We start from the raw sequence: 16,502 nt of genomic DNA, 5'->3' as shown, positions 1-16,502 counted from the left end.
TTTAGTTGTTATAATCTACGGCCTCATTGTATTTTCTTATTGTAGTTTTATGAGTAAATATAGAAACTAAGGCAATAAAAAAGTTAATAATATATTTAAAATACTCTGCTACTACGCATAATATTATAAATATAAGTATAGGCTGATTTTTTCTATAAAAACCAGGTCTTAGTAGGCTGAAAGAATTATAGTCACCATCTACTGCATCTAGAAAAAATGTTGAGGCTGCTGCAGTAGCTACAGTACCCATTGGGCTGAAAAACCATTTGAATTTTCCACCCACATATTTCTTATAATCAGCATACCAAGAGTAGGTATAATTTGAAAATAAGCTATAAGCCAAGAATAGTAAACCAACTAATTTCGTTTGATTAAACATAGAAAATCCAAATATTAATGAGTATATCAGATAGGAATTTATATAAAACTTTAATCCGACTTTTGGTGTACCAAAATAAGTTGGGTTTTCATAAGGATCTTTGTAAATTTTATTTTCATAGATATAAGGATTTTCCTTGATTTTGTAATAACTTTCTTTAATATTAGAATATTCTTGTTTTGGAGGCTTAACATAATCATCTTTTTTACTTTTTGGTTTTACATACTCATCCTCTTTTTCTAGATTAGGAGGCTTTACATAAGTGTTATCATCCATTTTTTACTCCTTTATATTAAGTAAATCTTCATCTAAAATATTATCTATATCATCAGAATTAGTATTTGCAACTCTTTGACTCATAGTCTTTACAAGTCTTTCGTTGAAGTTTCTAACCCATCTACCGTTACTATTATCATTTGTTTTGTGATAATTATTAACTATTATATCCTTATATAAATCTTCGTTTATATTATAACCAAGACTATTTAGACTTAATAGCCCTATTTGACAAATCTCTTCATCGTCATAGTCTTCAAATACAAACCTATTTGGTATTCTTGAAGATAGACCTGAGTTCATCCCAAGGAATTCAGCCATTTCTTTGCTGTAACCTGCAAATATTATTACAATATTATCTCTATAGTCCTCCATAAATTTGAGGATTTCATCGATTGCTTCCCTTCCAAAGTCATTTCCAGTTCCTGATGAAAGGCTATAGGCCTCATCTATGAAAAGTACTCCACCTAGGGCGGATTTTAAAACTTCCCTTGTTTTTATGGCGGTTTGGCCAACGAAGCCAGCTACAAGGTCAGAACGAGAAACTTCTATGAATTTATTTTCAGTTATAATAGATTTTTGATATAGAAGACTACCTAATATTCTAGCAACAGTAGTTTTTCCAGTTCCAGGATTTCCTAAAAATAGGGAATGAAGGGACATGGATTGGACTCTTTGCCCTTGATCTTTTCTTCTTTTGTTAAGCTCTGCCATTGAAATAAATTCGTTGACCTGTTTTTTAACCTGATTTATACCGATTAGCTTATTTAATTTTTCATAAGCATCTTCATCTTTATCATCGTAATTTTTATATTTTTTAGAATCGAAAACTTCATCTATATCAGTATTTGTTATAGTAGTAAAATCATCAGAGCCTGTTTCTATTACCCTATCTGCAAATACTTTTAGGAGTTTTTCATTGAAATTTCTAATCCATCTTGCATTTGACTTATCAAGTGTTGACTCATAAGCAAAAGATACATTTTTCTTGTAATATTGTCTATCTTCTAGAACATATTGTTTACTAATTAGGATACTTTCTCCTATTTCAACAATCTCATCACTTGTATAGTCTTCAAAGATAAACCTATTTGAAACTCTTGACTTAAGACCTGGGTTTGTTTCAAGGAATTGTTCCATTTCCTTGGTATATCCTGCAAAGATTATCATTATTTCATCTCTGTGATCTTCCATGTATTTAAGAATGGTATTTATGGCCTCTTGTCCATGATTTACAGAAGAATCACCCTTATTTAAGGTGTAAGCCTCGTCTATAAATAAGACTCCACCTTTGGCCTTTTCAAGTATTTCATGGGTTTGTATTGCTGTTTTTCCAACAAAAGATGAAATTAAATCAGACTCTGAAGCTTCTATAAATATATATTTATCTTTATTATAAAGGGCACCATTTTCAAATAAAATTTTTCCTATAAGTCTTGCAACAGTAGTTTTTCCAGTTCCAGGATTTCCTAAAAATACTGAGTGTAGTGAGCTTTTTTCAACAGGAAGTCCTTGTTCCATCCTTTTTTTGTTGAATTCAACCATTCTTACCATCTTATTTATCTCATTTTTAACAGAGGAAAGACCTATAAGTTTATTGAGTTCACTAAATGCATCGACTTCATTGTTACTTTCTTCATTAGAATTTTCTAAACCATTGCTATCATTTTTACTATCTGGATTATCTAAGCTTAAAATCTTATAAGTAGAATCTTGCTTTGTTTCAAATTTTAAGCTATTTATTTTTTCTAAGTCAAACTCACCTTCATAGTTTATATTATTAATTTGCAAGTATGAATTACCATTAAGTCTAACATTAGGATTAAAAACCCTATAAAAATCTACTATTTTTGCTCTTAATGTAGAAAAATCATCCATATAGATATCTATTTTTTCATTGTTTTTTCCTAAAAGTAGCAAATTTTTATCACTTACAAGATAAGATTTTTTGATTATGAAAATTATTTCTTTTATTGTAGTATTTTCAATTAGCCCTCTACTTTCAGATAGATTTAATGATGAGATGGTGTCATTAGAAGATTCAATATATGAATTATCTGATAGGTAAATATTAGCAGTATATTTATTTTGTTCATATATAGAGTTGTTTGAATAGAGTTTCGAATTTTTAAGGTATAGAGAAGGCAAATCTTTTTCTACAAAACCTCCTTTTACACTAGAGTTTTTTATAGATAAGGTTGAGTTTTGGCAATTAATTGTATTTGTATAATGTTTGCTTATAGAGGTATTTTCTATATTAACTGTTGAATTATTCACTGTTAGATTTGAGTTAATATTTGAATTTTTAATCTCTACTCTTGAGTTTTTAAAGAAAAACACAGAATAATTGTCTTCTATATCAAAAGTCGTAACTGAGTCCATAAAAAGCTTAGAATTAACATCTAAGTAAATATCTGGATACTTACCCTCGTTAGAATTAATCTTTATATTTTCTGATCTTTTTAATACTACATTATTTAAACTTACAACAGATGAGTCTTTTATATTTAATATATTTTTTGTATTATTTATGCACTCAATCCAAAGGGATTTAAGCAATACATTAGACTTATTTTTTATTGTAAAATCACCATATATATTATTAGTGTAATAATCAGTATTATTTTTATTTTCTAGATGACCTTCAATAGTAATGTTTTTATTTAATATGAAACCATTCGGGAGATAAAGTTCGAAATTTTTTTCTAACTCTATAATATCATTGTCATTACAACTATTATAGGCGTCAGTAAAATTCCATGTATCAATCGAATCTCCTACCAAATACCTAGCCATATTACCTCCTTAAAATTTTTAATATAATTATATCACAAGTGAATATTAATTATTATCTGATTTTATTTAAAAAAAATGATTTACTTTAAATGTTTTTTTAAAAATATATTACCATTTAGAATTTATAATGTTAAAATTTCTATTGATTTTTCCTGCTCTAACTATGTTTAAAACTAGGTTTTCCATAATTAGTAGTTTTGAAGGCTTTTGAAACTTAATTATTTGCTATTGATTAATCTTTTGCTTCGTAACATTTTTATTATTGCTACTTGCTTATATTAAGCTGTTTTTATACACTTAGCATATTTTTTACTGTAAGATTCGTTATTTCTTACAATCTTAATAAAATCATTGATTATCTATTAGATAATAGTCGAATGGATATAAGTTTCACTTTTGTTTTTTATTTTACTTGTAACTTTATTGATTTTTTTAGATAAATCTATTAATTTATCAATACAAGCTTACCTTACTTTAATTCTAAGTATAATTTTATTAGGATATATAGATATGATAAAATTTGTAATAAAGCAAGCCACATGAAATGCTACAAGATTTATAAATGGATAAGAAATCCTAATAAGAAGTTATAAACAAAACTTCTGCTAAAATCTTGTACAAAATAATAAATATGACAAGCAAAAAAACTATACTTATATTATAGAATGTTTTATTATTTTTTTCTATACCAAATCCAAATAAGACTACTGATATAAGAGCTTGGACTAGACTAGACTTATCTTAGCCGAGTAGAGCTTTAATTAGGCTTGCTATTGAAAACTATCCTAAGCTATATTGTGTTTTGCGAGATTTTTTGTATTAGAGTTATCAGATTTTTCCTATAAAATCTCTAAGTTTAAAATTCACTAAGTCTTTGTCTATATTCAATAAACATTCTATAACTTCATATAATTTATCTAGAAGTTCTTGTCCATCAAGATTTTATCAGTGATAAGTCTTGAAATCTTAATGATTTATCTTTTACTAAATTTTCACAACTTTTTAGAGAAAAATTTATATTTTTGGAATTTTATGACTACAATTTTTAAAATACCTAATAGCCATTAATTGAAATTATAAAATACTCATAATATAATTAAATCATTATAAACACTATAGAACAAATAAAATAATAGATTAGTGAAAATATAATTAAGCTAGCAAGAAGAAGTATATAATTCATAATTAATCTTGAAATGATTTGTTTTGTGTGTTAAAATATGGGTAATAATAGGGTAGGGAGTGTAAAATCACTCCCTACTTTACGTTAAAATTAAGCTATAAAAATTGTTAATAACTTAATTATAGATAAGACTATTAAGTAAATTTGTTAAATGTTTATAAAAATGTCAATATATTATATAATAAAAGCAAGAATTTAAGGAGGAATTATGACAGAAACAAGAGTTAGATTTGCACCATCACCAACAGGATACCTCCACATCGGTGGACTTAGGACAGCACTTTTTAACTACCTTTATGCAAGACATACTGGTGGAAAGATGCTTTTAAGGATTGAGGATACAGATAGGACAAGATTTGTTGAAGGAGCCTTGGAAAATCTTCTAAAGACTTTAAAATGGTCAGGTATAGAAATTGACGAAGGTGTAAAACTTGATGAAAATGGAGAAGTTACTGAAGTGGGAGAGGCTGGACCTTATATCCAATCAGATAGGGTAAAAGCTGGAATTTATGATAAATATATAAATCAACTTATAGAAGAAGGTAAGGCATATTACTGCTTCTGCTCAAAGGAAAGACTAGATAATTTAAGAGAAAGACAAAAAGCTGATGGACTTACTCCAAAATATGATGGACTTTGTAGATCTTTAAGCCTTGATGAGGCAAGAGAAAAAATTGCAAATGGAGAAAAATACACAGTAAGACTAAAACTTCCAAAAAATACAGATATTTCATTTGAAGATAGGATTAAGGGGAAAATTAGTTTTAATACATCTGATATGGATGACCAAGTACTTATAAAAGAGGACGGATATCCAACTTATCACTTTGCAGTTATAGTTGATGACCATGAAATGGGAATTACTCATGTAGTAAGAGGGGATGAGTGGATTTCATCAACACCAAAACACGTTTATCTTTATGAAGCTTTTGGGTGGAAGTCTCCAGAATTTATCCACCTACCAACAGTATTAAATAAAGATCACAAAAAATATTCTAAGAGAAATGGAGATGGAATGGTTGAAGATTTCATCGAAAGAGGATATTTACCTCAAGGTTTAATAAACTATCTTGCTCTTTTGGGATGGTCACCAGATAGCGAAGAAGAGATTTTTACTATGGAAGAATTGGCTGAACAATTTAGCTTTGATAGGGTAAATAAGACAGGGGCTGTATTTGATGTAAGAAAGCTTGATTGGATAAATGGTCATTATGTGAGAGAGATGAGCGTTGAAGATTTAGCAAAGGCAATTAAGCCTTATTGCATAAAAGCAGGTTTCTTTGGTGAAGACTATCCAGATGAATTGCTTAATCTACTTGCAGCAACTTGGCAATCAGCTATAGATAAGTTTTCAGATATAGTAGATCAAGCTTATTTTTACTATGTAGATGATAGCGAAATGAAATGGACAGATGAGGCGGTTGAAGCTATAAGAACTGATGAAGCTAAGATGATTTTTGATAGCTTTATTAATAAACTAAATGAAGTTGATGAAGTCGATATGGAATTTGCTAAATCTGTAATGAAATCTATCCAAAAAGAGACTGGCATAAAAGGAAAGAACTTATGGTTTCCAGTAAGAGCATCTCTTACAGGCAATGTACATGGGCCAGATCTTGGAAATGCCTTTGTTATTATGGGCAAGTCTAAGATAATTGATAGATTAAACTACGTTAAGGGAAGATTTTGATATGAAAATATATAATACATTCACAAGAAAAAAGGAAGACTTTAAAACAATAGATGAAAATAAGGTAAAAATGTATGTATGTGGTCCAACTGTATATGATTATATGCACATAGGAAACGCTCGTCCTTTAGTAGTGTTTGATACCATGAGAAGATATTTAAGATATTTAGGATATGATGTAAAATATGTTGTAAACTTCACAGATGTCGATGATAAGATTATAAACAAGGCCATTAATGAAAATATTACAACAAAGGAAGTTTCAGACAAGTTTATAAAAGCCTACATGGAAGATTCCAAAGATTTGAATATAGATGAGGAAAATACTATACACCCTAAAGCTACAGAAACGATGGATGATATAATTAACTTTGTTAAAGAATTAATAGATAAGGATGCGGCATATGTTTCTGATGGAGATGTTTATTTTGATATTTCAAAGGCCAAAAACTATGGTCATCTTTCCGGAAAAAATATAGAAGATTTAAGAGAAGGAGCATCAAACAGGCTTGATGATAAGGATAAGGCCAAAAAAAGAAATCCTATGGACTTTACCTTATGGAAAGCTACAAAAAAGCAAGGTGAAATTTCATGGGATTCACCATGGGGTTCAGGTAGACCAGGTTGGCATATAGAATGTTCAGCTATGACCAAAAAATACTTGGGAGAAACAATAGATATTCATGCTGGTGGAGAAGATTTACAATTTCCTCACCATGAAAATGAGATAGCCCAATCAGAAACAAGATCTGGCAAGAAGTTTGCAAACTACTGGATGCACAATGGAATGATTCAAGTAGATGGTACTAAAATGAGTAAGTCTTTGGGTAATTTCTTTACCCTTCATGATATAAAGAAAGAATATGATCTCATGGTTGTAAGATTTTGGCTACTATCAGCAGGATATAGACTTCCTATAAACTTTACAAGACAGATAATTGAACAAGCCCAAAACTCCCTAAATAGGTTAAATAATGCCAAATTTAGGTTAGATGACTTGCTTAAAATTACAAGTGGAAATCTCACAGATGATGAGAAAAAATCACTTAAAGAGCTAGATTTATTTGCAAAAGAGTTTAAAAGGGTTATGGATGATGACTTAAATACTCCTGATGCCATAACAGTTTTGTTTGATATTGCTAAGTTTGCTAATACAAAAGTTGACTCAAGTTCATCTAAGGAATTTGTAGAAAAAACAAGAAATTTATATCTTAAACTTGAAGATGTTCTTGGAATTGAAAACAGGAAAAAATCCACTGATTTAGTTGATGAAGATGATATAAATAAACTGATAGACGAAAGAAATGAAGCTAAGAGAGAGAAAAATTACCAAAAAGCTGACGAAATACGTGATAAGCTAAGTCAAATGGGCATAATTTTAAAAGATACCAAAGAAGGTACTAAGTGGGAGCTTAAATAATGGCTAAGATTTTTGGTAGAAAGCCTGTAATTGAAACTATAGACACTGGTGAAAAAATTTTAAAAGCTCATATTTTAAAAAGCAATAGTAATAATAAGTTTATAGAAAAAATAATAAATAAACTTAATGAAAGAAATGTAAAAATAGTCTATGAAAATAAGGACTATTTTTCAAAAATTGATGGCAATCACCAAGGAGTAGAAATTGAAGTAGAAGATTTCAAATATAAGGACTTGGATGAGTTAAAGGATAAAAAAAGACTTATGATATTAGATCAAATAGAAGATCCTCATAACCTTGGTGCCATTATAAGAAGTGCAGAAGCTTTTGGTTTTGATGGAATAATCATAGGTGAAAGACGCTCTGCCAAGGTAAATTCAACAGTCTATAAAACAAGTGCAGGAGCCATTAACAACATCGATATAGCACAGGTTATTAATATTAATAGGGCCATAAAAGAACTAAAGGAAGAAAATTTCTGGATTTATGGCTTAGCTGGAGAGGCAGAATCTGATATTACACAAACAGACCTTACAGGAAAGATTGGACTTGTTGTAGGAAACGAGGGCAAGGGACTATCAAGACTTGTAAGAGAAAATTGCGATGGACTTATTAAAATACCAATGCTTGGCAAAATAAATTCATTAAATGCGTCGGTAGCAAGTGCTATTGCAATATATGAGACCATAAGGCAAAATGGCTTTAACTAAAAAGAACCTAACCTATATAGATGGCTATAATATAATAAATTCTTGGCCCGAATTAAAGTCTATCCAGTCCCAATCACTTGAACTTGCTCGAGAAAAGTTGATTGATATGATGGCAGAGTACGCCTGTCTTTCAAATGAAATTGTAGAGCTGGTATTTGATGCCTACAACTCAGATGGAGATAGGGAAAATATAAGTGAGAAATTGGGTATTAAAATAGTATATACCAAGAAGTTTCAAACGGCTGATACCTATATAGAAAAGATGACCAACCTCTATGCCAGACGTCACAATGTAAAGGTGGTTACAGATGATGGTCAAGTTCAATCTCTTGCTTTTGAAAGAGGAGCAAGTAGGATAACAGCCCTTGAGCTTAGAAATGAGCTTATGAATATGAAACATAAGATAAAAAGAAGCAAAAGAAAAGACTTCTCTACAAACTTCAAGGACTTTCCTATATCAGATGAGCTTAAAGACTTGTTAGATGATATAGGGGACAGGTTGAAAGATGAATAATGGTGATGGTGGAAAAATTCAATTTATAAAAATTCAAATCATTTTTATAAGAACTTGACTGCTAAGGCAGATCAAATTTATGGTGGTTATATGGATAAAATAAATTTTAAAGATGAGGAAGTCTTAGACAAATTCAAAGACTTCTTCGATGAAGAAGAAATTGATCAAAAAGAAGCTTTAAAGATTTATAAAAAGCTTACAGATGAAGAAAAGGAAGAGTTTGATCAATATCTAGAAGATGAAGACTTAGATAATGAATTTGAAGATGATGATAAAAAAAAGGAGAAGACAAACCTCTTAGTTGCCAAACAAAGAAGTGATATTCTCAAATTATCAGACTTAACAAATGAGCAAATAGTGGAACAATTCCAAAAGGGCAACCAAAACGCTCTAGGAGCCTTGGTAGATAAAAATCAAGGACTTGTAAGAAGCAGGGCATCCTACTTTTATCGTTCCCATGGAAATGACCTAGAACTAGAAGATTTAGTTCAATCGGGTATGCTTGGAATGATAAGGGCTGCGGAGAAATTCGACTTAAGCTTAGGATATAAGTTTACAACCTACGCTTATAAGTGGATAGATAAGGCTATAAGAAAGGCAATAAACAAGGAAGGTCACACTATAAGAATCCCTGCTGGGAAGTACTTAAAACTAAACAAACTTAAACAAATCTTGAAAGCAAATCCAGAAGCAAGCGAGGAAGAGTTATATAAGATTTTAAAACAAGAAGGAATAGACAAAAAACAAGCAGATGATCTTTTCCTTATAAATAGAAATCAAGTAAATTCTACAAGTCTTAATATAAATCTTGATAGTGAGGACTCGACTGGAGATGAGCTTATGGATATGGTTGGAGATGAGTCCATTCCAGTAGATGATCAAATCCTCAAAAAAGATATGGAGGAATTTCTAATGAAGGCCCTAGACCAACTATCTGATAGGGAAAAGCAAATTATAGTCTACAGGTACGGTCTAGACAATGAAAAGCCAAAAACCCTAGAAGAGATAGGGACAATCTACAACCTTTCAAGAGAAAGAATCAGACAAATAGAAAATCAAGCTCTTGGAAAATTAAAGCAATATAGTGATCAAGAGTAGGTGAGATAAAACGTGCAATCAGCACGTTTTTTATATAGAAATTAAAAGATATATAATAATTATTATAGGAGGTGCATATGTATTGCCAAAATTGTGGTCATCCCAATGAAGATGGGGCTAAGTTTTGTAATAATTGTGGAAGTAAGCTAAATTATGACTCTAATCCAAATAATAATAGAAATAAAGACCAAGAAACAACCCAAAAGCTTAGGCCAGTAAGAGAAGATTTTAGAGAAAATATTAACAATAATGATTCTAGGAATACTCATAGAAATTATAAAAATGAAAAGGTAAAGCTTGCTGATAATTACAATAATTATCTAGGGATAAAGAAAGTTATAATAACCGTCTTGATTATAATTTTTATTATAGTACTTATAGTAGGAGCTATAAGATTTGCTTTAATTGACAACAAAGAAACAAATGATACTGTGGGAGGCGAAATATCTTCAAATAAAGTTAGTTCTTCTTTGAAAAATGAGTCCAACGATTTTGCTAAAGTTTTATCTGATGCTAAATCTCTAATAAAAAATGGGGAATTTGAAATGGCGGTTACTAAGCTAAAGACCATACCAAAATCAACCAGTTCAGATTATAAAAAGGCAGAAGACTTATTAAAAGATGCAGAAGAAAGGGCGGTTGACCAATTAGTAGATATCTTTAATAGTGGAGATTATGAAAAAGCAGAAAGTCTTTCTAGTAAATATATAGAACTATTTCCTAAATCTCAAGATATAGCTGTAGTAAATGATAGGGCAAAGGAAGAACTTGGAAAAGATGATAAGGAAAATAATAAGAAAAAAAGCATAAAAGAAAGAAAACAAGAGTTTTCTAAAGACTATGATATAGACAATATCATAAGCAATGACCTATGGGATAAGAATGGTAATCCTTCCTATGTAGAATTTTATAAAGCAGAGGACTTTATGGGAAAGGACCTTACTGTAGATATTAGTGTAGGTCAACTTAGGGCATCTCCTAGTATCAAATCTGAAAAAAAGGGAGAAGTAAGAAGGGGAGAAGTAGTTCATCCAACAAAAGTAGAAAGTGATGGAGAAAGATACTGGCTTTATATAGGAAAGGGATGGATATCATCCAAGCTTGTTACAGGAGAATTTCATAAGGAATAAGTAATGTACTAGTAGCATAAAGCAAGATGATTTATTAGTGTCAACTAGAAAAATTAAATAATAAGAAATAATATCCCTATATAGTTGGCACTAATAGGTTGAATTAAAATAAGAAAGAAATATTATAAAGATTGAAAGTTTGAATATTTTAAATAAACTTATTTTTATCATTTTTGGAAATGAAATGACAATTGCATCTTACTTTTTATCTAAATTTTTATAAGTGCCTAATTACTATTTTTCTAAAAATAAGGACTTATTCATCTTCATAATTTTCAAATTATCTAAATTTTATCTTAAAAGTTTTTTTATATTTAGTTTGATTAATTTTGTTAATTTTTTAATTTTATGTTATTATAAAAGTATCTTCAGGGTGAGGTTAAATTCCTAAACCGGCAGTTATAGTCTGCGAGTCTTTTGACCGATTGGGTGTAATTCCCAAACCGACAGTATAGTCTGGATGAAAGAAGATGTCCATTTTTGTATGGACTTTTCCTTATGCCCTGATTTATGGGCATTTTTTAATGCCTAAAATTAAGGAGGATATTATGAGTCGTGACCAAAGAAAGTTAAGAAATTTAGTTAAGGTAGGAATTTTGTCTGCTATGAGTTTTATACTTATGTTTATTCAATTTCCAATTCCTATAGCACCGCCTTTTATGAAAGTTGATTTGGCTGATGTTCCAGCTCTTATAGGTGGTTTTTCAATGGGTCCTGTTTATGGAGTATTAATTCAACTTATTAAGAACTTATTAAATTTAACCAAGACTTCTACAGGTGGAGTTGGAGAGATATCAAATTTTATAGTTGGGGGACTTTTTGTTTTCATCTCAGCTTATATCTACCAAAGAAAGAAGACTAAAAAAACAGCAACTATAGCACTTATAGTAGGAATGTTATTTATGACCCTTGCTGCAACATTTTCCAATGCCTTTGTAATCTTCCCACTATACGGAAAGATAATGGGAGTAGGTATGGACACTTTTGTACAAATGACATCCAAGTTAAATAGCCTAGTTAAGTCATATTTTACACTTATGGTCTTTGCCATAGTTCCATTTAATCTAGTAAAGGGAACAATAGAAATTCTTGCAACTAAATTATTATATAAACATGTATCGGGTATTTTACATGATAGAAAGTAAGAGGATATTATAATTTATCCATAGTATAGACTGTAGACAAGGGGGCTGTCGCAAAATTATGAATTTCTAACGTTGCATCATTAAAAGTTAGCCATAGACAATTTGAGAATATCTTGCCACTTAAGTAGGTGAAATTGTCGTGGAGGAGTTTGTAATGATTTTGAACGATTAATTCATTCTGCAACAGTCCCTTTTTTAATTTTTAATATCTTAAATTAAGGTGTTTTTATAAAATATACCAAAAGTAAGGAAAATATGATATAAAAAATTCAGAGTATCAACAAGTCCAAGAAAGAGATTGTAGATACTCTAAAACACTTTCATATGTAGTAGTTTTTGAAGTAGTAAATTAAGAATGAGAAATTATATTTTACTTAGATATAAGTCCTTATATAATATCAGTATATTCTTTAAGTATTGGAAGTTTATCATTACTGATTTTATCATCAGAAATAACAGCTTGGATTTCATCTATATTATAAAATGAATAAAAATCTTCCTTACCAATTTTTGTGTGGTCAGCAACTAAATATTTGTGGACCGAATTATCAAGAGCTAATTTTTGAAGTTCTCCTTCTTGTTCATTATATGTATAAGCATTATTATAATTTATTCCATTCACACCTATAAAAGCAGATTTAAAATGTAGACTTTCAACTATATTATCTGAAAAATTTCCTACAAAAGCTCCGGTAACCTTTCTTATCCTTCCTCCAACAAGAATTGATTCTATATTTTCTTTATCATAAATTTTATTAAAAAGAAATAGTGAATTAGTGACGATTTTGCATTTTTTATTATCAAGATAATTTGACACAAGTTCTAGTGTAGAACCAGCTCCAATAAAAACGGTATCATTATCTTTGATTAAGTTAGAAACTTTTTTAGCTATAATTATCTTATATTCCATGTTCATATGCAATTTTTCTTGGTGACTTGACTCTCTTTCGGTTAAATCATCTATGTATTTTGCCCCTCCATGGATTCTTTTTAATTTATTTTTATTTTCAAGTTCCTTAAGATCTCTTCTTATTGTCATCTCAGTTACATCTAAAACTTCAGTTACATCAGAAACTCTGATTATTCCATTTTTTTTGACATGGTTTAAAATAAAATTTTGTCTTTCCTCTTTTAACATCTTATACCTCTTTAAAAATAAATGTTTTAAATTGTTCATTATTAATTTATATCAAATCCTTGAAAATATGGATTTTCACTATTGACAATTAAATATCTTTACTATATTATTATATCATAGATATAAAAACAAACAATATAAAACATTTATAGGAGGGCCTATGTCTATATTCTTGGGAGTAGACGGTGGTGGTACAAAAACAGATTATCTTTTATGTGTTGACAATAAACATTTTAAAGAGAAAACTAATACTATTCACCTAAAGCAAATCACTAGGGATGAATTTAGTGATAACGTTACAAAAGCTATAAATAAACTTTGTGATAATGCAAAAATAAAGATTGAAGATATTGATTTTTCCTTTTTGGCTATACCAGGCTATGGTCAATATCCTGAAAACGAAAAATTCATGGAAGAATTCTTTGATGAATTTTTGGGCAAAGGTAAGTACAAGATGGGAAATGACTGTGTTAATGGATGGTCTGGATCCTTAAACGCACAAGCAGGTATAAATCTTGTTTTAGGGACAGGCTCTATAGCCTTTGGTGTAGATGATAAAGGAAATTCAGATAGATCAGGTGGATGGGGACCTTTTCTAGGAGATGAAGCCAGTGCTTACTTTATAGGTAAGAATATTTTGAATTTATTCACAAAAATGAGTGATGGAAGAATAGAAAAAACTTATATATATGAATTGGTAAAAAATGAATTAGGCATAAAAGATGATGTTGAACTGATAGATATAGCAGAAAAGATGAAAAGGGATGAAATAGCAAATTGTGCAAGGCTATTAAACCCAGCATTAGAAAAAAACGACAAGTATGCCATAGAACTTTTAGACAAAGTAGGCTATGAAGCTGCCTTAACTATAGACAGTCTTATAAATAAACTTGATTTTGATGGTTGTGTTAAAGTTTCTTACTCAGGTGGAGTATATAAATTAGGAAATAAACTTATAGAGGCTATTGAAAAGCATATAAAAAACAATATAGAAATAATTGAGCCTTATACAACTCCTATTGAAGGTTCTTTAATTCTAGCCAAAAAATATTATGAAAAAGGGGCAATAATATGATTTTAACCATAACTGCCAATCCTTCTGTAGATATATCCTACAAATTAGATGGTTTTGTTATAGATGATGTAAATAGGACAGCTAAGGTAGAAAAAGATGCTGGAGGAAAGGGAATCCATGTATCCTATGTACTAAAAGAATTAGGTGAAGATGTTACAAATTCAGGCTTTATTGGTGGAAAGCTTGGCGAGTTTATCGAAAAAAGATTAGATGAGAGAAAAATATCTCATGATTTTATAAAGTTAGATGATGAAACAAGAAATTGCATAGCTATTTTACATGATGGCAAGCAAACAGAAATACTTGAAAAGGGCCCAGAAGTTTCTAAAGAAAAAGAAGATGAATTTTTAGCCCATCTTAAAGAAATTGCTAATAATTTAGATATTATAAGTATATCAGGCTCACTTCCAAAAGGCCTTGATTCAAATTTTTATAAGAAAATTATTGAATTTGCAAAAAATGAAAATATATTTGTAGCCCTTGATACATCAGGCTCAACACTCAAAGATTTAGTAAATGCAGATTTTAAACCTGATCTTATAAAACCAAATGAAAAGGAAATTATAGATATAATTGGTAAGAAATTCCCAGAAGAAGATGAAAAAATAAAAGAAATATTTTCAAATTCTGTCTTATCTGAAATAAAATATATTATTGTTAGTCAAGGAGCTAGTGGAGCGGTAGTTAAAATAAATGATAAAATTTATAAAACAGCTGTTCCAAAAGTAGAGGCACTAAATCCAGTAGGAAGTGGAGATTCAAGTCTTGCAGGTGCTATATCTGCAATTTTTAATAAAGAAAGTGGCGAAGATTTTATAAGAAAATCTATGAATTGTGGACTTTTGAATGTCCTAAATGAAGAAATAGCTCATGTAAATATGAATGATTTTGATAAGTATTATGAAAAAATAAGCATAAAGGAGATATAATATGAAAATTTCAAAAGAAAAGGTAGAAAATTTAAAAAAGCTTGCTAATGAAAATGGAGTAATAGCAGCCCTTGCTATAGATCAAAGAGGCTCAATGGAAAAAATGATAGGAGCTTTTGATGAAAATTTAAACAATGTAGAAGATATTTCAAGATTTAAATCATTAGTTTCTAAACAATTAACAAAATATTCATCATCAATCTTACTAGATCCAATATATGGACTTGAAGCAATAAAGGTAAGGGATGAAAATGCAGGACTCTTGATTAGTTATGAAGTAACTGGTTTTGATAAAAATGATCCTGAAAGACTACCAAAACTTATAGATGGATGTTCAGTTTTAAGGCTTAAAGAACTAGGGGCAGAAGCTATAAAGATTCTTCTTTACTATGATGTAGATCAAAGTAAAGAAACAAATGATAAGAAAAAGGCCTTTATTGAAAGGATAGGTTATGAATGTGAAGCTTTAGGACTTCCATTTTTCCTTGAACTAATAGTCTATGATGAAAAAATAGAAGATAGTAAAAGTGCTGAATTTGCAAAAGTTAGACCTCACAAGGTAAATGCAGCAGTTAAAGACTTTCAAGATGAAAGATATAAGATTGATGTCTTAAAACTTGAAACTCCAGTAAATATGAATTTTGTCGAAGGATATGGAAAAGAAGTTGTCTATAGCCAAGAAGAAGCTTCTAAATTTTTCAAAGAACAATCAGATATAAGCAAAATTCCTTTTATCTTCTTATCAGGTGGGGTAAGCGCAGACTTATTCAAAGAAACACTTAAATTTGCAAAGGAAGCAGGCTCAGAATTTAATGGAGTACTTTGTGGAAGAGCTACATGGAAGGGTGGAGTTGAAGAATTCGCTAAATCTGATGATGATGCAATAAAATGGTTAAATACTCAAGGCTTGGATAATATACAAAGCTTAAACAAAGTATTAAAAGAAACAGCAAAATCAGTTTTTGATAAAATTGAAGAATAAAAAAACACAAGTGGGTCCTTAATAGGGCCCATTTTTA

Annotated in this window: 13 protein-coding genes and 1 riboswitch; of the genes, 10 read left to right on the top strand and 3 right to left on the bottom strand. The window is 29.7% G+C overall.

Annotated features, from left to right (window positions below; translation table 11 throughout):
- Position 1 precedes the first annotated feature (1 nt).
- Both HV819_RS03930 and HV819_RS03925 read right to left on the bottom strand, forming a co-directional pair.
- Entirely contained in the window at positions 2–655 is a 654-nt protein-coding gene (locus tag HV819_RS03930) for a hypothetical protein (protein ID WP_176269563.1), read from the bottom strand.
- A gap of 3 nt (positions 656–658) precedes the next feature.
- Entirely contained in the window at positions 659–3,451 is a 2,793-nt protein-coding gene (locus HV819_RS03925) for an AAA family ATPase (protein ID WP_154539645.1), read from the bottom strand.
- A gap of 1,391 nt (positions 3,452–4,842) precedes the next feature.
- Between HV819_RS03925 and gltX the strand changes: the two genes are divergently transcribed.
- The 7 genes from gltX (at position 4,843) to HV819_RS03890 (ending at position 12,341) form a co-directional block, all read left to right on the top strand.
- Positions 4,843–6,324 (top strand): glutamate--tRNA ligase, encoded by a 1,482-nt coding sequence (gene gltX, locus HV819_RS03920; protein ID WP_176269562.1) that lies wholly within the window; start codon positions 4,843–4,845, stop codon positions 6,322–6,324.
- 1 nt (position 6,325) lies between these two features.
- On the top strand, positions 6,326–7,744 hold the full coding sequence (gene cysS, locus HV819_RS03915) for a cysteine--tRNA ligase (RefSeq protein ID WP_176269561.1): 1,419 nt from the start codon (positions 6,326–6,328) through the stop codon (positions 7,742–7,744).
- Positions 7,744–8,454, top strand: coding sequence for a 23S rRNA (guanosine(2251)-2'-O)-methyltransferase RlmB (gene rlmB, locus HV819_RS03910; RefSeq protein ID WP_154539639.1), 711 nt, complete (start codon positions 7,744–7,746; stop codon positions 8,452–8,454). The genes cysS and rlmB overlap by 1 nt, the downstream gene beginning before the upstream one ends.
- Positions 8,441–8,968 (top strand): NYN domain-containing protein, encoded by a 528-nt coding sequence (locus HV819_RS03905; protein ID WP_154539637.1) that lies wholly within the window; start codon positions 8,441–8,443, stop codon positions 8,966–8,968. The genes rlmB and HV819_RS03905 overlap by 14 nt, the downstream gene beginning before the upstream one ends.
- A 90-nt stretch (positions 8,969–9,058) precedes the next feature.
- Positions 9,059–10,066 (top strand): sigma-70 family RNA polymerase sigma factor, encoded by a 1,008-nt coding sequence (locus HV819_RS03900; RefSeq protein WP_154539635.1) that lies wholly within the window; start codon positions 9,059–9,061, stop codon positions 10,064–10,066.
- Between the two features lie 77 nt (positions 10,067–10,143).
- Positions 10,144–11,196 carry a zinc-ribbon domain-containing protein gene (locus HV819_RS03895; protein ID WP_176269560.1) on the top strand — a complete coding sequence of 351 codons (1,053 nt, stop codon included), beginning with the start codon at positions 10,144–10,146 and terminating at the stop codon, positions 11,194–11,196.
- Positions 11,197–11,556: 360 nt separating this feature from the next.
- Positions 11,557–11,672: riboswitch (FMN riboswitch) on the top strand.
- Between the two features lie 72 nt (positions 11,673–11,744).
- Entirely contained in the window at positions 11,745–12,341 is a 597-nt protein-coding gene (locus tag HV819_RS03890; protein WP_154539631.1) for an ECF transporter S component, read from the top strand.
- A gap of 388 nt (positions 12,342–12,729) precedes the next feature.
- On the opposite strand, the gene HV819_RS03885 is transcribed toward HV819_RS03890, so the two are convergent.
- The gene (locus HV819_RS03885) at positions 12,730–13,479 is read right to left on the bottom strand and encodes a DeoR/GlpR family DNA-binding transcription regulator (protein ID WP_154539629.1); all 750 of its coding nucleotides are present in this window, start codon (positions 13,477–13,479) and stop codon (positions 12,730–12,732) included.
- A gap of 160 nt (positions 13,480–13,639) precedes the next feature.
- On the opposite strand from HV819_RS03885, the gene HV819_RS03880 reads away from it, so the two are divergent.
- Genes HV819_RS03880 through HV819_RS03870 form a run of 3 tightly spaced genes read left to right on the top strand, consistent with a single transcriptional unit; the run spans position 13,640 to position 16,465 of the window.
- Entirely contained in the window at positions 13,640–14,554 is a 915-nt protein-coding gene (locus tag HV819_RS03880; protein ID WP_154539627.1) for an N-acetylglucosamine kinase, read from the top strand.
- Positions 14,551–15,483 (top strand): hexose kinase, encoded by a 933-nt coding sequence (locus HV819_RS03875; RefSeq protein ID WP_154539625.1) that lies wholly within the window; start codon positions 14,551–14,553, stop codon positions 15,481–15,483. The genes HV819_RS03880 and HV819_RS03875 overlap by 4 nt, the downstream gene beginning before the upstream one ends.
- A 1-nt stretch (position 15,484) precedes the next feature.
- Positions 15,485–16,465, top strand: a complete 981-nt coding sequence (locus tag HV819_RS03870; RefSeq protein WP_176269559.1) for a tagatose 1,6-diphosphate aldolase — start codon at positions 15,485–15,487, stop codon at positions 16,463–16,465.
- Positions 16,466–16,502 lie beyond the last annotated feature (37 nt).

The organism is Anaerococcus faecalis (genome assembly GCF_013371425.1).
Classification (GTDB): Bacteria; Bacillota; Clostridia; order Tissierellales; family Peptoniphilaceae; genus Anaerococcus; species Anaerococcus porci.
This window is presented reverse-complemented; position numbering and strand designations above follow the sequence as displayed.